At 49.8% G+C, this 20,876-nt stretch carries 16 protein-coding genes; 10 read left to right on the forward strand and 6 right to left on the reverse strand.

All coding sequences use genetic code 11. The features are described from left to right. Positions 1–18: 18 nt before the first annotated feature. A complete protein-coding gene (locus MKY48_RS02560) occupies positions 19–846 on the reverse strand; it encodes an AraC family transcriptional regulator (RefSeq protein WP_339293466.1) in 828 nt (275 codons plus the stop codon). A 139-nt stretch (positions 847–985) separates the two neighbouring features. On the opposite strand from MKY48_RS02560, the gene MKY48_RS02565 reads away from it, so the two are divergent. Beyond that, positions 986–1,759, forward strand: coding sequence for a sugar phosphate isomerase/epimerase (locus tag MKY48_RS02565; RefSeq protein ID WP_339292223.1), 774 nt, complete (start codon positions 986–988; stop codon positions 1,757–1,759). A 25-nt stretch (positions 1,760–1,784) separates the two neighbouring features. Beyond that, positions 1,785–2,804, forward strand: coding sequence for a Gfo/Idh/MocA family oxidoreductase (locus MKY48_RS02570; RefSeq protein WP_339292224.1), 1,020 nt, complete (start codon positions 1,785–1,787; stop codon positions 2,802–2,804). A gap of 70 nt (positions 2,805–2,874) precedes the next feature. On the opposite strand, the gene MKY48_RS02575 is transcribed toward MKY48_RS02570, so the two are convergent. Then, on the reverse strand, positions 2,875–4,164 hold the full coding sequence (locus MKY48_RS02575) for a Gfo/Idh/MocA family oxidoreductase (RefSeq protein WP_339292225.1): 1,290 nt from the start codon (positions 4,162–4,164) through the stop codon (positions 2,875–2,877). Between the two features lie 125 nt (positions 4,165–4,289). Here MKY48_RS02575 and MKY48_RS02580 point away from each other — a divergent pair, with 125 nt between their 5' ends. From MKY48_RS02580 to MKY48_RS02595, 4 genes are all read left to right on the forward strand, one after another. Beyond that, on the forward strand, positions 4,290–5,156 hold the full coding sequence (locus MKY48_RS02580) for an AraC family transcriptional regulator (protein ID WP_339292226.1): 867 nt from the start codon (positions 4,290–4,292) through the stop codon (positions 5,154–5,156). 425 nt (positions 5,157–5,581) lie between these two features. Then, a complete protein-coding gene (locus MKY48_RS02585; protein WP_339292227.1) occupies positions 5,582–6,688 on the forward strand; it encodes a GIY-YIG nuclease family protein in 1,107 nt (368 codons plus the stop codon). A gap of 462 nt (positions 6,689–7,150) precedes the next feature. Continuing rightward, positions 7,151–8,986: a sigma-70 family RNA polymerase sigma factor gene (locus MKY48_RS02590; protein WP_339292228.1), complete on the forward strand. Its 1,836-nt coding sequence runs from the start codon at positions 7,151–7,153 to the stop codon at positions 8,984–8,986. Then, complete coding sequence (locus tag MKY48_RS02595) at positions 8,983–10,143, forward strand: extracellular solute-binding protein (RefSeq protein ID WP_339292229.1); 1,161 nt, start codon at positions 8,983–8,985, stop codon at positions 10,141–10,143. Before MKY48_RS02590 ends, MKY48_RS02595 begins: the two co-directional genes overlap by 4 nt. Before the next feature lie 170 nt (positions 10,144–10,313). On the opposite strand, the gene MKY48_RS02600 is transcribed toward MKY48_RS02595, so the two are convergent. The 4 genes from MKY48_RS02600 to MKY48_RS02615 form a co-directional block, all read right to left on the reverse strand. Further along, positions 10,314–10,823, reverse strand: a complete 510-nt coding sequence (locus tag MKY48_RS02600) for a hypothetical protein (protein WP_339292230.1) — start codon at positions 10,821–10,823, stop codon at positions 10,314–10,316. A 24-nt stretch (positions 10,824–10,847) separates the two neighbouring features. Further along, the gene (locus tag MKY48_RS02605) at positions 10,848–11,810 is read right to left on the reverse strand and encodes a phosphotransferase (protein ID WP_339292231.1); all 963 of its coding nucleotides are present in this window, start codon (positions 11,808–11,810) and stop codon (positions 10,848–10,850) included. A 169-nt stretch (positions 11,811–11,979) separates the two neighbouring features. After that, positions 11,980–12,654 (reverse strand): beta-phosphoglucomutase, encoded by a 675-nt coding sequence (gene pgmB, locus MKY48_RS02610; RefSeq protein WP_339292232.1) that lies wholly within the window; start codon positions 12,652–12,654, stop codon positions 11,980–11,982. Between the two features lie 192 nt (positions 12,655–12,846). Beyond that, positions 12,847–15,135, reverse strand: a complete 2,289-nt coding sequence (locus tag MKY48_RS02615; RefSeq protein ID WP_339292233.1) for a glycosyl hydrolase family 65 protein — start codon at positions 15,133–15,135, stop codon at positions 12,847–12,849. Between the two features lie 111 nt (positions 15,136–15,246). Here MKY48_RS02615 and MKY48_RS02620 point away from each other — a divergent pair, with 111 nt between their 5' ends. The 4 genes from MKY48_RS02620 to MKY48_RS02635 all read left to right on the forward strand — a co-directional run bounded on the left by MKY48_RS02620 (position 15,247) and on the right by MKY48_RS02635 (position 20,808). Next, positions 15,247–15,990, forward strand: coding sequence for an AraC family transcriptional regulator (locus MKY48_RS02620; protein WP_076322399.1), 744 nt, complete (start codon positions 15,247–15,249; stop codon positions 15,988–15,990). 35 nt (positions 15,991–16,025) lie between these two features. Next, a complete protein-coding gene (locus MKY48_RS02625) occupies positions 16,026–17,828 on the forward strand; it encodes a histidine kinase (protein ID WP_339292234.1) in 1,803 nt (600 codons plus the stop codon). A gap of 7 nt (positions 17,829–17,835) precedes the next feature. Beyond that, positions 17,836–19,389 (forward strand): response regulator, encoded by a 1,554-nt coding sequence (locus MKY48_RS02630; RefSeq protein ID WP_339293467.1) that lies wholly within the window; start codon positions 17,836–17,838, stop codon positions 19,387–19,389. Between the two features lie 174 nt (positions 19,390–19,563). Beyond that, complete coding sequence (locus MKY48_RS02635; protein WP_339292235.1) at positions 19,564–20,808, forward strand: sugar ABC transporter substrate-binding protein; 1,245 nt, start codon at positions 19,564–19,566, stop codon at positions 20,806–20,808. The last annotated feature ends 68 nt before the right edge of the window (positions 20,809–20,876 follow it).

Consider the following 20,876-nt stretch of genomic DNA (forward strand, 5'->3'; position numbering starts at 1 on the left):
TTATATAGTAGAAAAAATTCAGCGGGGGCCTTTTGCTTGTTCCGGCCTGGCCGGTACCGTTGCCGTTGCCCGGAACTTGATCGGGGACACGCCGTAGTTGGCCCGGAATACCCGGTGAAAATAGGAATAGCTAGCAAAGCCGCAGGTTTCCGCGATTTCCTCCAGCGTCATGGTGCTGTATTTCATGCGCTCGACGGCTGCATTCAACCTGATCTCCAGGGCGTACTGGATCATCGTTTTTCCGTAATATTCCTTGAACAGTTTAACGGCACGGGATAAACTGAGTCCCACATGGGAAGCAGCCTCCTCCAGCTTGAAGGTGATGGTGGCATGTTCCTCTACGAATCGCTTCAGCCGCAGGGCTGTAAAGGCAAGACGATCGGTCGGCTTGATCTCGGTAATGGCCCGGTCTAGGCAGAGGCAAAGACTCCGCAGCAAGTAGTCGGTCAGCTCCCCGATTTCCCCCTCAAGTCCGCGCCGCTTCTCCAGCAGCATCTGTCTCCACAGGCCCAGCAAATGATCGTCGAGCCCGACATGGCTGACGACAGGGCGGGGGATGCGGTTCCACCAATCATCAATCCAGGAGCCGTCGCAAAATATAAAATAATCCCCGCTGGACACGCGGCCATCCTCGCCGTCTTCCTTCACCCGCAGCTCGTATTCATCGCCGGGCTTCAGCAGCAGCAGGTCGCCTGCCTGCACGTGGTGCTCGATGCCGTTGCAGTAGATTTCGCAGGAGCCCTCGGTTTGAAGACGGAAAAGATAGGTCGTCAAGCCGCCCCGATGGCTGTTGCTAAATTGCTGGAAGTGATAGGAATAGTCGCAGATCAGCAGCCTTGCCTCCATCATGGTAACAACCCCCAGTAAAAATGTAAGCAGATAGTTCATGTTGCAGCAATATTGTTTATGTTCATTTTAGCCTATTTGCATGTATGATAGTAGCAGATAGAGCAGTAACTCATTTTTGGAATCGAGGTGCGCTATAATGAGAAGAATGAACATTGGTTTGCAAATGTATACGCTGCGCGATGAGACAGCACAGGATTTCCGCGGTACGCTTCGCAAAGTGGCTGAATTAGGTTATGAAGGCGTGGAATTCGCAGGGTATGGAGACATTCCAGCCGAGGAAATGAAAACGCTTCTTCAAGAACTTGGCCTGAAAGCGATCGGCAGTCACGTAGGCCTGCACCTTCTTCGTGCAGATCTGCAGAAGGAAATTGATTACCTGAAAACCATTGGCGCTAAATATATGATGTGTCCATATGTGGCCGAAGAAGATCGTAAAGATGCCGAGGATTGGAAGAACCTCTTCTCCTTCCTGGAGGAAGTAGGGGCCGAAGCCCGCAAGCAGGGACTGATCTTTGGATACCATAACCATGCATTCGAATTCGAAACCGAGGTCGATGGCCAGTTTGTCTTTGATGCGATGTATTCCGCAACGACGCCGGAAGCCGTGCAAGTGGAAATGGACGTTTGCTGGGTACAATTTGCCGGACAAGATCCGCTTGCTTACATTCCAAAATATGCAGGCCGTCTTCCGCTGCTTCACCTGAAAGACTTCAGCAAGGATGCGGAAGGCAACATGAAAACGCTGGAGCTGAGCCAAGGGTCGGTTAACCTGCCGGGCGTCATTCAGGCTGCATCCGATGCAGGCACGGAATGGCTGATCGTCGAGCAGGACGTATGTCAGAATCCGCCGCTGCAAAGTGTGGAGAACAGTATGAACTGGCTGAAGCAGAACTACCTGAACCAATTTTAATCTATGAGCACAAAGGAGACTTTCAATGAGTAAAATTAAAGTGGCTGTGTTTGGCTGCGGCGCAATCGCCCAGCGCAGACATATTCCTGAATACGCGAACAATGCTAACGTGGAGCTGGTTGCTTTTGCCGATCCGGTAAAGGAACGCGCCGAAGAAATGGCAGCCCAATATGGCGGTAAAGCTTATACAGACTATCAAGAACTGCTGAAGAACGAGAAGCTCGATGCCGTTAGCGTATGTACGCCGAACTATCTGCATGCCCCAATGAGCATCGCGGCTGCGAATGCCGGTCTTCATGTGCTGGTGGAGAAGCCGATGGCAACAACGGCTGAAGAAGGAGAGCTAATGATCGAGGCAGCCCGCAAAAATGGGGTTTACCTGATGGTAGGCCACAACCAGCGTCTCATGCCTCCGCACGTGAAAGCGAAGGAAATCCTGGATTCCGGCAAGCTCGGCAAGGTGCTTACCTTCCGTACTTCCTTCGGCCACGGCGGTCCGGAGAGCTGGAGCCTCGATGGTCGCGACAGCTGGTTCTTTCGCAAAGAAGAAGCGATTATGGGCGCTATGGGTGACCTCGGCGTGCATAAATCCGACTTTATCCGTTATTTGCTGAACGATGAAATCGTGGAAGTGGCGGGGTTCATCGGAACGGTTCATAAAGACGGAACCGATGTAGACGACAACGCGACTTGTATCGTTCGCATGAAGAGCGGTGCCGTAGGCACACTGATGGCGAGCTGGACGCATTACAGAGCCGGCGATAACGGAACGGTATTATGGTGCGAGAAGGGCGCCATGATGATCGGAACCGTTAACGGTGATGAAGTGGTTGTTGAACTGACCGACGGTACGGTGGAAACCTACAAGGTTGGCGCCATGGCAACCAATGAGAAGCAGGTTCCGAGCGGCGTCATCGACACTTTTGTCGAATCCATTCTTACGAACACGCCTCCTAGCATTTCCGGTGAGGAAGGACTGCGTTCCTTGAACGTGATCCTGGGTGCATTCGAATCCCAAGAGACCGGTAGAATTGTGAAGCTGTAATATGATATACAGGAAGAGCCGTCTGCGGACGGCTCTTTTTTTTGTTGTGTGTGGAGCAGCCTTGTACGGCCTAAAAACGAACCAGATTGTTGATTCGTACAGGCATGCCGGTTGCGATGGCGCGGTTGGCTGCAATTCCTGTTAGTATGGACCTCGCCCCATCGATATGGTCGGCCGCACGGGCGTACGGATCTTCCACGGGCTCTCCGAACAAATCATTCAGAAGAACCGGGTCGCCTCCGCCATGCCCGCCTTTTTTCTCTTCGACATGAACCTCATAAGGGGCATCGAACATTGGAAGCACCCGCAGCGTTTTTCCGATTAACGCGCCTTCCTGATTCTTGTCCCCCAGCGAATTCACGTAGGATTGTTCGACAATGTTCATCTCGATCCGGCCCTTGGTGCCGTTAATTGCGATGCGATAGCCTTCCCACGGCTGATAGGCCACCAGCGAATACGTTAAAATGGCTTTGTTCTGATATCGTACGAGAACGCCCATCGTATCCTCAATATTAATGCCGTCGCCGAAAACGCTCTGGTCCCGCTGATAGCCATCTTCCGGCTCAGCATCCAGATACATGGCTTTGAGATGCGCATCGGAATCCAGATGGAGCGCGAAAGGATCCTCTTTCGCAACCTTGTTGCCGGTGGCACGATTGTAAAATTGCGTTACGCCCCGTGCTTCGGCATTCTCTCTACCATAGTACATGAGATCTCCAAATGCAAAAACGGTTTCAGGATGCGAGCCGATCCAGAAATTGACTAAGTCAAAGTGATGGGTGGATTTATGGACGAGCAGTCCGCCGCTGTTCCGCTTGTCCCGGTGCCAACGCCGGAAGTAATCCGCTCCGTGGCGGGTATTCAGCAGCCATTCGAAGTGAACCGAGGTCACCTGGCCGATGGTATTATTCATGATTAACTCCCGTACCTTGGTATGATGGGGAGCGTAACGGTAGTTGAAGGTGACCCTGATATTTTGTCCGGTCCGCTTGGCGGCATCCAGGATGGCTTGGCATTTCTCCTCGTCGATCGTCATTGGCTTCTCGGTCACGACATCGCATCCAAGCTCCATCGCGCGGATAATGTACTTGTGATGGGTCCGGTCGATGCTCGTGACAATGACGAAGTCAGGCTTCTCGTTCTCGATCATCTGGTCGAATTGGTCCGCGGTGTATGTAGGCACCTCGGTGTATTTATATTTTTCCCGCAGCAGCTGATTCGCGTAATTCATGCGAGTCTGGTTGATATCGCAAAAGGCAGCAAGCTCGGATCTGTCACGGAAATTCTGGGCCAGAGCGCCATAAAAAAATTCGGCTCGGCCGCCGGTTCCGACCAATACATAGCGTTTCTTGTCACTCATCTCTATCGCCTCCTTGAATATAGCTATAGCCTATAACAAGGAAGCACTTCTTTCGCCGCATTTTATGCTTAATCGCTTTCGAACACCGCTTATTTTGCTATAATCCAAGCAAAGGGGGCAGCGACATGACGAAGCCGTTTCGAGCGGATTATCACGATCCTAGCGGATATTTGGACATTGAATATGACCGCCGCATTGGATACTTCTCCATGACGGTTGACCATCTTCATGATCATTACGAGTTGTACTACCTCTTATCGGGTGAGCGCATATACTTCATTAAGGACCGTTCCTACCGGGTCAGAGCCGGGGATCTCGTTTTCGTGGACCGGAATGCCGTTCATAAGACGCTAGACAGCGGCCGGCCCGATCATGACCGGGTTGTCCTTTATATAAGTCCGGAGTTATTTGCGGAATTGACCGTATCACCCGACCTGGCCGAAGGACTGAAGGAGCCGTTCGGCTGGGATGTTCCGATTCTAAGGCTTCCTTCACCGGGATGTGAAGTCATGGAGCGAATGGTCGGTGAAATGGTGGAGGAGATGGTCCGTCCCCAGGCGGGGAGCAGCTGGCTGCTGCGGCACCGGACGGTTGAATTGCTGCTCTTCGCCTACCGTAACCGGCATCTGGGAACGGTTCGCTCCGCCGATACCGAGCCGGTTCTTCATCCGAAGACCCAGGCGGTCGTCCGGTATCTTAACGACAACTACCAGAAGGCCTTAACGCTGCCCGAGATAGCGGAGGCGTTCCGAATCAGTCCGCACTATCTCAGCCGGCTGTTCAAACAGACAACGGGGTTTACCTTTAGCGATTATCTTAATCTGTTTCGGGTCAAGGAAGCGCAGCGGCTGTTGCGGGAGAGTGATGATCCCATCACGGATATCGCCATGCGCTCGGGATTCAGCAACTTCTCCCACTTTGGTAAGATGTTCAAGCGGGCGGTTCAGATGTCGCCGAGGCAATATCGGCAGCAGTATCGAATGCGAAGTTAGAGGGATATGGCTATGTCTTCTTTCTGGCTCACTAGAAAAAGCTGAATTGAAATAGATAGTCTCTATTTTACTACAGCGAGGAGCTAGCCCTGATTTTGTGTATGACTCAGATTTTCTGCGCTTCCTGCCGAATGAGGCCGCGCAGCGTGCGTATTGCATCAATGAAAAAGATTATGCGCGTGCCGTCGCGCCTATTCGAGAGTCTGTTATTTTTGGGCCCCTTTCGGGTACGGGAGCATGACAACCAATCAACTCTATGCGAGAAGGGGTAATAGAGGCTGTAGCCCTAGTCCCTAATAGAGGCACCACATTCATCGAATTGGATCAGCCCGTGACTGTGGTGCTTTTTGGTGTGCATATGGTATCTTGGAATTGAACGGAAAACGCCATGTTTAATAGATTCGTTGAGAGGATCGACAGTCAAAATGAAAACAAAAATACAAGAGTTGCCGCTGTCGCCGGGCGTATATCTCATGAGAGATTCGCGGGGAACGGTCATTTACGTTGGCAAATCCAAAAGTCTCAAGAAGAGAGTGCAGTCGTATTTTTACAACAATAAATCGCACTCCCCAAAAGTGAAGAAGCTGGTTCAGCATATCAAAGACCTGGAGCATATCGTCACCGACACGGAGTTTGAGGCGTTCATGCTGGAATGCAGGCTTATTCAGGATATAAAGCCGATGTATAACCGCAAGATGAAAAATCCGCTAGGCTATAGTTATATCGTATTGCGACAAAAGCGAGATTGGCGATGGCTAGAAATTACAGATACACTGGATGAAGGTGGTCACGACTGCTCTCGTTGTTTCGGCCCCTATACAGCCAGCAGACATAGTCTTGAACATGCAGTGCAAAAGGTTAAGGAATGCTGTAAAATCGCCTGTAATCATACACCTGCCGCTTCTTCGGCAAATACTCCCTGCTTGAATTATTCGATTGGCCTCTGTCTTGGCAAGTGTCTTGGCGGCGAAACCGCGCGGCAATTTGATGAAATCATGGATCGATTCATTGCTCTGCTTCAGGGGGACGACCGAAGTTTATATGATGAAATGGAGCGCAACATGCTCGACGCCGCAGAGCGTTTCGATTTTGAGCAGGCTGCAAAATACAGGGACGGCATGGAGGCGGTAAACTTTCTCTTAAGTAAACGGCATGTGATCGAGTTCGCCGAAGAGAATCACAGCATCGTTGTCTACGAGTATCTAGACGAAGATACGATCAAGTTATTTCTGATTAAGGGGAACGTTGTGCTGCACAGCGAGCGATGCTCTGTGGCTACCACAGTGGACATGGAATCGTTGAGGCAGAGGGTCAAAGCCTTGATTCTCAGCTATTTCACGAGGGATATGGAATGCGATGCTACCGAGGTTACCCGGGAAGATATCGATGCTGCACAAATCATCTACAGCTATTTGCAGAGCAGTGCCTGCAGCTATCTTGTTCTTCAGGATTCATGGATCGAAGAGGGTGGGGAGCCTGATATGGAGGCTGCACTGCGGAATTTTTTGAATAACTATGTTGTGTCATCTTAATGATCATGAACCGGGTTGCTACAGCCCGGTTTTTTATTATCAATAAATTTCCAACCTTCTAAACTCAAGACGAGTTGGATCTCATTTCAAAAAGACGTTCCCGAATGATCAAGGGACGTCTTTTTGTGTCTCGTTTATCTGTGAGTTCCAGACGGAGGAATTGCAAGCACAGCATCGCATTCAAGAACTGCCGCAGTCGATCGTATCGGAATAAATCGCCAAAGTCATAGACCGATTCCGACATGAAATCGATTGCCTTCCATCTATTGTCAAAATGATATTATATTATTACACTCGCGTTAGAGAATTGATGTAATCCCTGTTTTTTACGAGAGCTGATTTCTCAATTAAATCAAACTCTTTTAAAAAAAATCCGAAGTTTTGTTCAAATCATGAGTGCCGCAGGCATCTTCTTCTATAGGACCATAAATAACCGATCAAGAGAGGAGAAAGGGGAGATTTATGCTGGAAATCACGGCAGATGGGACGACCATCGAGACGATGGAGGACCGTTTCTTAACAGAGCGGGCGAAGGCAGGAGATACGGAAGCCTTCGGGGAGCTTGTTCGCCGTCATCGAACCTCGGCTCGTTCCTGGGCGCGTTCCATGACCCGGGATACCCACATGGCAGAGGATATCGTGCAGGATTCGTTAATCAAGGCGTTCCTGCATGTCGGACAACTGATCGATTCTTCCAGATTCATGGGCTGGCTGCAGGCCATTGTCCGCAGGCAGGCGCAGATGAAGCTGCGACGGGGCGGTCCTTATCGAATCGAACAGCCCTTCACCAGCCTGAAGCCATCCCAAACGATGGATTCCGCCAATATCGATTGGGGCGATGTGGATCATATTTTGCAATTTCTGTCTGTGAAGCTAACGCACAAACAGAATGAGTTGAATCCGGAGACGTTGTACTTACGCAAGGAAACGATTGAAATGATCCAGTCCTTCCTGCACGGCTTAAGCCGCAAGGAACGCGGCATTTTTGAAGCTTATTTTTTTAAACAATGGTCTCCTGATGAGATCGCCGCGATGTTCCAGACGACAACCCAGTCGGTCTATACGTACATCTATAGGGCCAAACGCAAGGTGCGTGAGGAGCATTCCCGCATGCTGATCCCTGCTTCTTCAGGGAAACCGGATCAGGAGAAGAATGGAGGAAACAGCTGGGTGAAAAAGTTGCCATTGCCTAGAACTAGAACGAGGGAAACGGCGTCTTCCCTTATCGATACCGTCTCCATGATGCTGGACATGATGAATCATACATATAGTGTGAGCGAGCTGATGGGACGCTCCGGTTATGCGTTCCGCTTGCGAATCTCCGGATTGTCCACCTATGCTGACGGTGCGTTTGTATTCGATTGGCAGGAGGTATTAAGGCAGCTGTTTGATGGGATGGGATATGAAACTGCATTTGTGATCGGTCAGCTTCCGGATGAAGGTATTGTTCCACTGGTACCCGTAGCCTCCGCCTTTCCTTTTGCGAAGTCAAGGAGTCCTGAGGTCATGAACTTTGTCAGGGAATACTTGATTGCGGGAACGCCGGTGATGTTTTTTGATACCTACGTTCAGAAGCCTTTTACGTTTGAATGGAGCCTGATTTACGGTTACGATGACGGTCGGCAGGAGCTTTATGTGACGGACCCGTCGGCTCCTTACATGAAAACCATAACGTACGAAGAGCTGACAACAAGCAGCTTGCGTTTTTTGTGCGGAATTAAAAAGAGACCCGAACAGGTGAATGGTACGAGGCGGGTTGCATTGCCTTCTATGGAGGAGCAGCTAAGCCGTATCGCCAGAGTCGCCGTAGAGGGTGACGGTTATTCGCCGCGCACCCCATTTCCTCATTATGTGCAGGGTTTGGCGGCTTATGATGCCTGGAGAAATCACCTGAAGCAGGGTGAAGCGCATATCAATCTGCATGGGATGAGCTATTTGATTCGCGTGTATGGGGATGCCCGGAGGCATGCCGGTACGTATCTTCGCGATCTCAAGGACCGATGGAGTGCGCAAAGGGGCTGCCATGAAACGGCTGATAGCGGAATAGTCCATGATTCAACGATATCTGAGTATCAGATAAATGAAGCCTATGATCATCTCATAACATGTTATGAAGAGTCGGCAAAGATGTGGATGGAACTGGAGACGCTCTTCCCGTTTCCTTGCGGCACCGGAAGTGCTGACCCGGAAGCGATCGTGGCGGCAAGCGATCTTTTGAAACGGGCTCATGAACAGGAAAGGGAAGCCATGCGAAGTTTGCAATTCGTGATTGATAATATAAGGAGGGATCATAAGTGACAACACCAACTGAGCTTCGCCTCATCACAGAAGCGAATGGACATGATCTTAAATATGTGCAAACGGTGATTCAATCATTCGAAGTTTTCAGGCCAGACGTCAAAGTGGTGCTGGTCCAGACGGAGGACAGCTATGGTGTGATGGAACAATTCCATCACGAAGGGGCTGATCTGCTGCATATCCGTGAGGGTGGTTATTCTACTCAGTTACGTAAAGGTGTTGTTCAAGATTTGCTGCCTTATCTGAGGAATGATCCGGTGCTGAAGATGGATGATTTTTATCAGGGAGCATTGACGCAGCCGATGTGGGAGGGCCAGCTAGCTGTGCTGCCGGTTGTGGATGTCGCAGTACCCCAAATTTTTTATAACAAAACATGGTTTGCCGAAGCGAATGTACCCTTTCCTACGAATGAATGGACAGAGGATCAATTTCTTGATGCTGCGGTCCGCTTGACGCGGCACGGAGAGAACGGGGATGAATCAGGGTATGGTTTTTACATTTATCCGGATGTAGAATTTTTGGAGCCGTTTCTTATGCGCAAGGGAGGGCGGCATTTGTCGGAGGACGGTTCTGTGGGCAGGGGCTATACGGATAGCGAGATTGCGCATGCAGCGTATCAATGGATTGTAGATCTTTACCGCAAGCATCGAGTGGCTCCTATGCCGGGCGTCCAAGTGGACAACATATTCCGTTCGAATCGGTTTGCCATGATCTATGACTTTAGCTGGCATAACGGGATTGCCTACGATCCCGAGTTAAGTGAAACCTATGGTGTGGTAGGATTGCCTCATGCACAGGGCGGCAGGGATATTTATACGATGTACTCGACAGGCTACGGCATTCCTGTCACGTCCAAGCATTCGGAGCTGGCATGGGAATTGCTGAAAGAATTAGCGCTACCTTCTTCGGAGGAAGCGAGGCGTGCTTATTGGGGTGTGCCCATCACAAAAACATTGGCTAAGGAGCTTGGACGTACCGGTAACCCATGGTGGGGGCCGGCGTTGTACGCTATCGACCGAATCGAGAAGAATGCTTATCTCTCCAATCAGGTATGGAATCTGTCCAGGCAGCAAATGAATCAGGATATTGAGCGGATGATCAAGGGAGAAGCCGGCGTTGAGGAGACGTTATCCCGCTGGGCGGAGATTGTATCGTAGGAAATCTATCAGTTTCTGGAATTGGTTTTTATCACATAAGCCTCTATCCAACACGGATAGAGGCTTTGGTTTACTTATTTATTTTCAAAAGAGAGTCCTGGGGAACACAGTATAATTATCGACATCAAAGAGCTTGGCTCTCTTCATCGATTTAATTTTGCCTTGAGCATTTAGCCGTTATTGAAAAATCGCCCCATCGGCATCTCTCTCGTAAAAGTGATCCACCCATACTTATATTTCACTTCAATCTGAATGATGGGCTCATCGTGATAAAGACGGATGCCGTAATTAAGCGGAATGCGCGAACCTTGATCGAGCGCAGCTCTCTTCTTTTCGGGCATGAGATCGGGCTTTAGCGGCAACTCCCGAATATCCACGAATTCAATATTAGGATCTTCATCAAGGTCGCTGCCGCCCACAAGATGAAGGGAATAACTGATGCCCAGTTCAGCCTTGGCGGGCTTCATGCCATCGTTCACCCGCACGTCCAGCAGCTCCACATCGGCGAATCCTTCATTGATCACCTCGAAGATCACGGTATTTTCATCCGCGAAGGATGTGAATCCACCCACCTTGATGGGCGTGGGACGAAGGAACAGCAGGAATAGAAGGATAGCTGAGAGGAGTAACCCCAGGCCCATATATAAGAGCCTGCGGAGATGTTTGGATTTTGGTTTCATGGCAGAGCAATCTTCCTTCTCTTATTAAATAGACAGCTTTACAACGGATTTGCCTGCCTCAATATCCGCTTTCATCGCTAACAGATATTTCCGGGTGCGTTCATCCATCTCATTCCAGTTTACGAATTTGGCGAAGTAGACAAAGGAGTAGATATTGCGGAAGTCGATGAAAAATGGAATTCGCTCGATCCAATCCTCACTCAGCGTATTCTCTTGGAGGTAGCCGGATAAGAACGAGTCGAAGAATCTGGCGACAAATTCGGCTTTTCCGCTTTCAGGTACAGTCTGAACCGCATGATAGATGGCAATAGCGATATCGTAGGCAAACCAATGACAGGAGACATCCCCGAAGTCGAAAAAGATAATCTCCCCGTTATGTACGTGAAAATTGTTATGATGGAGGTCATTGTGGACGATGCCGTAGCCTTCCTGATCCTGCGGAAGGGACTCTAATTCCTTAAGATACTGCTTCCACTGCGTATGGATTCTTTCACCTGCAGCCTCCGGGAACGCATTGGCAAATATTACATGATCATTCCACTGGGGAAAGGCCATTTGGTGAACGAGCGAAGCTGCGGTGGAGTCCTTTATCCCGAGTTTATGCATACGGCCCATCCCGCGCCCCCACTGCTTGATCATGGCGAAATCCGATGCCAAATCCGTTAATGGGCTGCCTGGAGCCTTTGTAAAAGCAATGACATAATATCGCTTCGACTCATGAGTTATCTCTTCAATAAGAAGATCCTGAGCGGATCGAACCGACTCCACTATGTTCAGCCCATGCTCGGCAAGATAGGCCATCCACGTGAGCTCGCGAATGATCGAGGCTTTGCGGTATTTGGATGCGTCCAAGAATTTAATAATGAAGGGGCGTCCGTCTTCACCGTTGTATTCAAATACATTCTGATCGAATCCCCCAAGTAACTTCAGTGAATAAGAACCTTGTCCGAATCGCTCGGCACCTTGATCCAAAACAGCTTGTTCCATGGAAAGTCCCCTTTATCGTATTCTCGATATGCCCGTCTGACTGACATACCGGATAAGTTACAGGTATTCACTACCAACTACAAGTCTACCGAAGATGGTGATCGGTTGCAAAAAGGGGTGGACACATGAAAAAAGGGCGCCCCCTAAGGAGCACCCCTTCAATCTATGATCAGTCTTCAAACGTCTGCGCCAGTTTACGAAAGTCCAGCTCCGCCGTGCTGGACAGCACGACATCCGCGTGAGGGAAATGCGCGGCATTGCCGATTGCCACGGCGAACATGCCGGCGCCCTTGATGGCATCAACGCCGGATGCGGCATCCTCCACCCCGATGCAGTCAGCAGGCTCTACGCCAAGCTGCGCGGCAGCGGTGAAGAAGATCTCCGGGTCCGGCTTGTTGTTCTTCAGCTTGGTCACGTCGACGATGACGTCGAACTGGTCCATGACGCCAAGCCGGGTCAATACGGCAATGGCGTTCTTGCTGGCGGACGCGATGCCGGTCTTCAGGCCGCTAGATCGGATGTCTGCCACAAACTCCGTAATGCCGGGCAGCAGGTCGGCTGGCGTAATCGTTTCGATCAGCTCGACATACAGCTTATTTTTGCGGTCGGCCAGCTGTACCAGCTCTTCATCCGAATAGCTTACAGGCTTCTCCGCTTGGCTTAACAGCAGCTTTAAGGAGTCCATGCGGGATACCCCTTTGAGATTCTCGTTGAACTCTCGCGTGAAAGGAATGCCCAGCTCGGTTGCCGTGGCTTTCCATGCCTGATAATGATACTCCGCCGTATCGGTAATGACGCCGTCCAAGTCAAAGATGACAGCTTTCAACTTACGTGTTTCGTTCATGTTTTTACAGCTCCTTTTTGAGAAATCAGAAAGTATAAAATCGATGCATGGGACCTCTCTGATAACGCAAGAAAAATGACGGCTTACCGCAGTCTGTCTTCATGGAATATATATCGATAGATCGTTTTCTTCGTAAACCGGGAGTGATGCCATACGTATAGGTAGGGCAATCACCCCACGGCCTAAACCTAATTACTTGCTCTGAAGCGCATGTTTCACAGATTTCCCTTCTTCAAGCGTTACGGCTTTGTCGTACAGCTTGATCTCGATGGAATCCCCTTCAACAATCTCCAGGGTCACGCCGTCTTTCTCGATGGATACGCCGATGAGGCGGCCGCGGAAGTTCAGGCGGAAGGCATACTTCTCCCAGTCCTGCGGAATGGCCGGGGAGAGGGAAAGTCCGCTTTCCTTCAGGCGCATGCCGGCAAAGCCGTAGACGATGGACATCCAGGTACCGCCCATGTTAGCCATGTGCAGGCCGTCCTTCGTGTTGCCGTGCGTATTGTCCAGATCCAGGCGTGCCGTCTCGATGAAATACTCATACGCCTTGTCCATGCTGCCGATCTTCGAAGCCATGATGCTGAAGATGCAGGAGGACAGGGACGAATCATGCGTCGTGATGCCTTCATAGTAGTCATACGAACGCTGGATCGTTTCCAAGCTTTGCTCGTCTTCCAGCAGGAAGTGAGCAAGCACTGTATCCGCCTGTTTACACACTTGGTAACGGTAAATGGTCAGCGGATGGTAGTTCAGCAGCAGCGGATATTTGTCCTCCGGCGTGTTGTCGAAGTCCCATACCGCCTTGCGGAGGAACGTATCATCCTGCGGGTTAATGCCGAGTGCCTCGTCGTACGGCAGCAGCATAGCGTCCGCCGCTTTGGCCCATGCCATGATCTCGTCTTCCGTGACGCCAAGCCGGTCACAGAGGGACTTGAAGCCTTGAGCATCGTAGGATTTCAGAATGGTGCAGCTTTTGGCAGCCCATTTCAGGTTATGCTTCGCCATAACGTTGGTGTAATAGTTGTTATTCACGCAGCAGGTATATTCATCTGGCCCCGTCACCTCATCAATATGAAAGGCGCCGTTATAATAGTGGCCGATGTCGGCCCACAAGCGGGCGGTTTCGATCAACACCTCGGCCCCATAGGACATGAGGAAATCCCGATCCTGTTCGGCGAGATAATACTGAATATAACTGTAGGCGATGTCTGCGCTAATATGGTATTGCGCCGTTCCCGATGGGAAGAAGGAGGAGCACTCGGTTCCCGAAATCGTACGCCACGGGAACAGAGCGCCTTGCCGGTGACCCATTTCCCGAGCTCTGTCTCTCGCTTGCTCCAGCGTGGAATAACGATACAGCAGCAGTTGGCGTGCAATGTCCGGCTGCGTCATCAGGAATACCGGGAACATGTAAATTTCCGTGTCCCAGAAATAATGGCCTTCATAACCTTCACCGCTCAGGCCTTTGGCGGAGATGTTGCTGTGCTTGTCCCGACCGGCGGATTGCAGCAGCTGGAACAGGTTGAAGCGGATGCCTTCCTGGAGCTGGTCATCGTTCTGAATCAGCACATCGGCCGATTTCCAGTAGGCGTTCAGATACTCGGCCTGCTCGGCAAGCAAGTCCTCGAACGAAGTATCATTCAACTCCTCCTGCAGCTGAATTCCACGCTCGATCATCTCCTGCCCGTGACGAAGACTGTCGGTATACAGATTGTATTTCGTAAAGTGGATCGGTCCGGTCAATGGAAGGGTAGCCGTGAACGTAACCTCTCCGGTTCCAGCCTCGAGATGAATGTCGGCAACGGCATCCAAGCGGTGACGGGTCACGCAGGCGGCGCGCAGCTTGGAGGCCATCGTCTCATCAACAACATAGGCGTCGCTTCCCTTCACACCGGCATCGATGACGGTCATCCGTTCCGCATGCCCTGCGCCGACCCGGGGATCATTGGCATTGGTGTAGTTCTTCACTTTGCCGTTCACGGTGGAGACGATGCGAACCTGACCGTTGAAATTAACCGGTTCGATCCGTACATGGATGGCAAACAATTCCCGGTGCGTGAAGGACACCAGACGGCGGAAGGCCAGCTTGATCTCTTTGCCTTCAGGCGATTTCCACTGTACGATTCGCTCCGAATACCCCTTGTCCATATGCAAGTGGCGCTCATGTGAAGTGATCGTGCCGTGATCAAGGCGGAAAGGTTCTTTTTCTTCACCTAAATAGATCAGGACCGTTTGGGCATCAATATTGTTAATGAGTTTTTGCTGTGTATCGGGAAAGGCGAAGAGCTTCTCGCCGTAAGGGATGTCAATCACGTCGTGGAAAGCGTTCAGATAGGTGCCGCGAATGGTGGATAAACTCTCTCCGTAGCCTTCTTCGAAGTTGCCACGCACACCCAAGTAACCGTTTCCGAGTGCAAAAATACTTTCCATATTCAGCAACGCTTGCTGTGATAAATCAGGATTTGATATATTCCAGGTCATGGTCTACACTTCCTTCCTAGCATGGTTATGCTTGAATTCTAGAGCTAATCAGGGTTATGTTATACTAAAATATCAAGGTTTTTATCAATATTTTTAGGTGGTGTGGAAATAATGAAAGAGCCTTCACGCTCGGGAAACCGTCCGTTTTATCTGTCTTCCCGTATGCATTATTTGCGCGAGAATTTTATCCATCCCCCATTTGATTATGAGCACGAGCTGCTGGAAGCGATCCGCTTCGGCGATGAGAATAGAGCCATGGATATGCTTCGTAAGATTAACGAGCTGGAAGCGGCTGTGCTGGCGACGTATCCGCTTCGGTCGAAGAAGAATGCCTTGATTGCTTCCTGTACCTTATTTACCCGCGCAATCATCCGGGGCGGCGTGGATCCTGAGATTGCTTTTCACTTAAGCGATACGCTGATCCTTGAGATCGAGAAAATGACCGATGTGGAGCGGCTGGTTCATTTTGAGTATGAAATGCTGGTGCAGTTTGTTTCGATGATTCGCTCCGAGAAAGAGGATGTGTCCTTCTCTCACATTGTGAACCTGGCGATCTATTACATTAGGGAGCATATTTTTGAGGAACTGACCTTGCAGAGGGTTGCGGAATATTTGAAAGTCCACCCAAGCTATCTATCCGATCGCTTTAAGCGGGAGACGGGCGTATCCATTACAACCTTTATTAATCGGCGGAAGATTGAGGAGTCCAAACATTTGCTGGCTAATACGAACCAGTCAATATCCGAAATCGCGTTTACGTTCAAGTTTTGCAGCCAGAGTTATTATACGCAATTGTTCAAGAATTTTACGGGGATGACGCCGAGAAAATTCCGGATAAGCGGGACGGCGCGATAAAGGATGATCCCAACGAGAAGAGAGAGACACGGCTCATGAAGAAACTAAAGCAGAAGATGCTTCACTTAAGTCTGGAGAAGAAACTGATCGCGGCGTTCTCCGCCTTTATCATCGTTCCCCTCCTGCTGATCGGCGGCATCGTATCCTGGGTATACGTGGAGAATAACCGGAGTACGATGATTGATGCCGCCGTGGAGAACAACAAACAAATTATTAAAAATATCGACACCTCCCTGCAGCCGCTGCTGCGACTGTCGATGTTTCCGATTCAGGACTCCACGGTGTATGCCATTATGCGCAAGGATTACGGCAAGGTGACGTATCCATTGCTTGAACGGGGGCAGGATTTCGATAAAGTGAACGGCTTGATCCAGAGCGGGATCATGCTGTACTCGGATTTGATTGACTCCGTTGTCATCTATCACGAGAACAGTCAGTCGATTATTGGCCGAAGCAACAGGGAATATATGAACTTCGATTATTTCAAGGAGCAGTTTACCCGTGAGCCTTTTGTCCAGAAGATCAGAGGAGCCCATGGTCGCCTTGTCCCTGTAGGGATTCGTCAGGAGCGGCTGCTGTCAGCCAAGGGAATTCCGGTCGTGTCGGTTGGCCGGGCCATCATGGATCCGTACACGAAGGAGGATCTTGGGTTTATCCTCTTTAACATTTCGGTGGATAAACTCAAGACGCTGTGGAGCGATACGGCATTTTCCGAGAATACGAATTTCTATCTGATCGATGAAGCCGATCATATCGTGCATAGCGTCCACCCCGAGGAAATCGGGCTGTCGGCATCCGAAGTATTGGGGAATGATTTTCAATATAACGCAGACGGCGAAGTGAACACGAAGATCAATCGGGATACCTACATGATTTCTTCTTCCTCTTCTTTGGCTAATTGGAAGGCGGTTACGGTCATTCCGAAGAAGGATTTGTTCTCGATTGTCTATCTTATGGTTACCATCTTAATCGCCGCATTGATTCTGCTGCTCGTGCTGTCCATCCTGATCTCGGCACGCATTGCGACCACGATCATGAAACCGCTGGCGGTGCTGAACAGCAAAATGAAGCTTGTTTCCCAAGGTCAGCTTGACGTAAGCTTTGATACGAGACAGCACGGTGAAATCGGTGTGATCAGCCATACCGTAGACCAGATGCTGCAGGAAATTCGCGATTTAATCGAGCGGATCTATGTGGAGGAAGAGGAGAAGCGGAATCTGGAGATGAATGCGCTGCAGTCGCAGATTCGTCCGCATTTTATATATAACACGCTGAACGTCATCAAGTGGATGGCCAAGATCCAGGGAGCAACCGGCATTGAAGAAGCGCTTCAGGCTTTCTCTTCAGTCATCAAGTTTACGGTGAAGAAGGAAGGCGACTACGTGACCATTGCGGAGGAAGTCCAATTCATGGAGAACTATACGAAAATTCTTGATTTCCGCTATTTTAATAAATTTGATGTCTCGTATGAGGTCGATCCAGCCGTAATGAATCATAGGACCCTGAAGTTTCTGCTTCAGCCCCTTGTGGAGAACGCAGTGTTCCATGGCTTTGAAGGTATCGATTACAAGGGCAGCCTTGTGATATCGATTTATGAGGAACGAGACGCGCTCATCATGGAAGTAAGTGATAATGGACGGGGTTTTCCGGAGGGTGGACAAGCGAAGGTGGAGCAGGGCGGTCCGCAAGATACCTTTAACTCGATTGGACTTAACAATATACGGAACCGGATATCCCTTCATTTTGGGCCGGAATACGGCCTGTGGATCAAGAGGGGAGAGCATGGCGGAACCGTGGCATGGCTTCGGGTTCCGATCATCACAGAAGAAACAGGGTGATAAGCAAGTGCGAATACTTATAGTAGATGACGAGCCGCTCGTTCGGATTGGAATCAAATCGGCGATTGATTGGGAGGCCCAGGGTGTGGCTATTGTGGGTGAGGCTGGCGACGGCGAAGAGGCCCTGCGCATGATAATGGAAATCGCACCTGACGTGGTGCTGCTGGATATCAAAATGCCGAAGATGGACGGGATCGAAGTACTCCGGGCGATTAAGGAGCGGCAGCTTCCTGTGCAGACCATTGTGCTGAGCAGCTTCGATGATATTACATATGTGAAGGAAGCTTTGAAGCTGGGGGCGTTCGATTATTTTCACAAACCCGATATGAATGAACGTGAGCTGACCGCGATGCTGAAGAGCGTACGGGAACAGTTTGGAAGCCGTGGGACTCCGGCTCAGGCGGAGTCGGGTGCAGCGGGCAACCGGAAGGAGAAGATGCTATATGACGCTCTCCATGGTTATGTTCATGACCTGCACGAAACGGAACTTAAAGAGGGTAACATATACGTCGTTCTTTTTAAAATCAAGAATTATCATACGGTCATCCAAAGGTATACCAAAGAAACCGAATCCATCCTGCCGAATACGGTTCAGAACGTGGTCAGCGAGATTCTGTCCACGGAGAAGGAAGTTGAATATCTTCAACTGGATGAGCAGTGCAGCGTCGTATTCATCAGCAACAGCGAGCTGAAAAGCCTGCTGGCTTCGTTGACGCGTGTCAATAAAATGGTGCAGATGATCAGCTCCGCGCTCAAGCGCTTTGTGAACATCGACATCGTGCTGGGTATCAGTGACTGGTTTGCTGATTTTGGTGGCATTCAGAAGGGCTACGAGCAAGCAGGAACCGCGTTAGCGCATCAATTTTATAACCCGGATACGTCGATATTCTATTATCAGCATCTGAAGCAGAAGAGTGAGAGTGTCTATAAACAGGCGGATGCCTATTTAAGCCAGATGAAATCTGCACTAAGGGAAGAAGCGAACGATCGGTTTATGGAGCTGCTGTCCAAGTGGGAGACGTTTCTGGAGCAAGAAGAATGCATGGAAGAGAAGGATGTCCGCAAGGTTTACGAAGGTCTGCTGTTTATGATCGGGGAGAGCACGGGGACGCCCGGCGGGACCGTTCAAGAGGATGTAACGGCTTTTGAAGAGATCCATCATTTCCAGCAGCTGTCGGCTGCGTACCGGGCCAGATTCGAGGAGCGGTTTAAGAACCGCAACCATCTGGAGATGAAGGGATACAGCCAGCTCACGCGCAATATTATGGAGTATACAGAAAAGCACTACCCGGAGAGCCTCTCGTTAAAATTGTTTGGTGACCTATTTCATGTCAGCCCGAATTATGTCAGCCGTCTGTTTAAACAAGAGGTCGGTCAAGGCCTGTTCGATTATATTAATGAGCTCCGGATCGAAAAGGCGAAGATACTCCTTAAGGACTACCGATACAAAATTTATGACGTTGCCGAGATGGTAGGGTTTAATAATCAGGCCCATTTTGCGATTGTATTTCAAAAATACACAGGCTTTTCTCCTAAACAGTATAGGAAAGAAGAAGTGTGATATTTGAAAAGAAAGTGTGATTTTTCATAAAAACGCTCTTGCCGTGCAACCTATTTATAAAAAAAAAAGTCAATTTTAAAAAATTAATCATCATTTGATTAATTTTTTTTATTGCTTCCGCTCTTTATCATTAAGGAGCAAGGTAAAACGAAAAGAAACGTGGGGGGTAGCATCATGGGTAAATTGAACAAGAAGTTTTCGGCCATGCTGGTGTTGTGCCTGGCTCTTGTTGTTGGTTTAACCGCTTGCGGCGGCAATAAAAGCGCTGACAATAAAGATAATGGAGCCGCAGATACGGAAAAAGTAACAGTGAATTTCGGATTCTGGGGTACGGCACAGGATTTGGAGATTTATCAAAAAGCGGCGGACACCATCTCCGAGCAATATCCGGAGCTTGAACTGAAAATCAAACAATATCCAAGCAGTGAGCAATTCTGGAACACGCTTCCGGGTGAAATTGCGGCCGGCGTCGCGCCGGACTTCATTAAAATGTCCAACGAAGGTGCTTACGAGTACATCAACAAAGGATTGTTCTCGCCAATCGATGACCTGGTTCAGGCAACAGGCGTTGACATGAACCGTTTCCCGGATACATCGAAGAACATCTGGAATGTGGACGGTAAGCAATACGGTGTGCCGAACAGTGATATGCCGGCGATGTTCTTCATCAATGAGCAAATGTGGAAAGATGCTGGTCTCGGCGAGTACCCAACCACTTGGGATGAAGTGATCAAAGCGGCGAAAGTGCTGAACAAAGGCGATGTGAAGGGCATTATCGTCAATCTGGATGCCTTCCATATTACGAACTACGTGAAGAGCTTCGGCGGCGGCTGGGGCAATGGTGAGACCATCAACTCGCCAGAGAACGTCAAAGCGCTGGAAATGATCATCGATATGTATGACCAAGGACTGGCTGTAACTCCTAAATCACTCGGCTTTGGCTGGGACGGCGAAGTATTCAGCAACGAGCAGGGCGCTATGAGTACAGGCGGTTACTGGTACAAAGGTTACCTGAAGGATGCAAATCCGGACCTGAAAATGGTAGCTATTCCGGTGCCAAAAGGAACAACCAACGGAAGCACCATGAGCTCTGACGCTTACATGGTACTGAAAGACGCGAAGAACAAAGAAGCTGCGCTCAAAGCTGCTTATTACATGACCAATGACGATACGCAAACCGCATTCATGGAGCTTGGCTTTAATCCGGCGGTAGCATCATTGTCCGAGCAGTATTTCGAGAAAAACCCTGAATTCAAGGCGCTGCAGCCTGCGCTGGAGTACAGCACAGACTATGGTTATCCGACAGATACCAAGCGTTTCACGGATGAACTCGTGAAAGAATTGGAAGGCTTGATTCTAGGTGGCTCCGGTAAAACGGCTCAGCAAATTCTCGACGATATTCAAAGCCAGTTCAAATAAGAAAAAGGCAACACCCGCTCCCGCTCCTTGTTCTAAGGGAGCGGGAGCGGGTGTTAAATGATCCATTC

It is taken from the genome of Paenibacillus sp. FSL W8-0187 (assembly GCF_037969755.1).
Taxonomy (GTDB): domain Bacteria; phylum Bacillota; class Bacilli; order Paenibacillales; family Paenibacillaceae; genus Paenibacillus_AQ.

Coding starts and splice junctions, on each gene's coding strand:
- MKY48_RS02615 (WP_339292233.1), bottom strand. CDS start 15,135: ATGACCTGGAATATATCAAATCCTGATTTATCACAGCAAGCGTTGCTG.
- MKY48_RS02600 (WP_339292230.1), bottom strand. CDS start 10,823: ATGAAACCAAAATCCAAACATCTCCGCAGGCTCTTATATATGGGCCTG.
- MKY48_RS02560 (WP_339293466.1), bottom strand. CDS start 846: ATGGAGGCAAGGCTGCTGATCTGCGACTATTCCTATCACTTCCAGCAA.
- MKY48_RS02565 (WP_339292223.1), top strand. CDS start 986: ATGAGAAGAATGAACATTGGTTTGCAAATGTATACGCTGCGCGATGAG.
- MKY48_RS02625 (WP_339292234.1), top strand. CDS start 16,026: ATGAAGAAACTAAAGCAGAAGATGCTTCACTTAAGTCTGGAGAAGAAA.
- MKY48_RS02570 (WP_339292224.1), top strand. CDS start 1,785: ATGAGTAAAATTAAAGTGGCTGTGTTTGGCTGCGGCGCAATCGCCCAG.
- MKY48_RS02635 (WP_339292235.1), top strand. CDS start 19,564: ATGGGTAAATTGAACAAGAAGTTTTCGGCCATGCTGGTGTTGTGCCTG.
- MKY48_RS02575 (WP_339292225.1), bottom strand. CDS start 4,164: ATGAGTGACAAGAAACGCTATGTATTGGTCGGAACCGGCGGCCGAGCC.
- MKY48_RS02585 (WP_339292227.1), top strand. CDS start 5,582: ATGAAAACAAAAATACAAGAGTTGCCGCTGTCGCCGGGCGTATATCTC.
- pgmB (WP_339292232.1), bottom strand. CDS start 12,654: ATGAACGAAACACGTAAGTTGAAAGCTGTCATCTTTGACTTGGACGGC.
- MKY48_RS02590 (WP_339292228.1), top strand. CDS start 7,151: ATGCTGGAAATCACGGCAGATGGGACGACCATCGAGACGATGGAGGAC.
- MKY48_RS02605 (WP_339292231.1), bottom strand. CDS start 11,810: ATGGAACAAGCTGTTTTGGATCAAGGTGCCGAGCGATTCGGACAAGGT.
- MKY48_RS02620 (WP_076322399.1), top strand. CDS start 15,247: ATGAAAGAGCCTTCACGCTCGGGAAACCGTCCGTTTTATCTGTCTTCC.
- MKY48_RS02580 (WP_339292226.1), top strand. CDS start 4,290: ATGACGAAGCCGTTTCGAGCGGATTATCACGATCCTAGCGGATATTTG.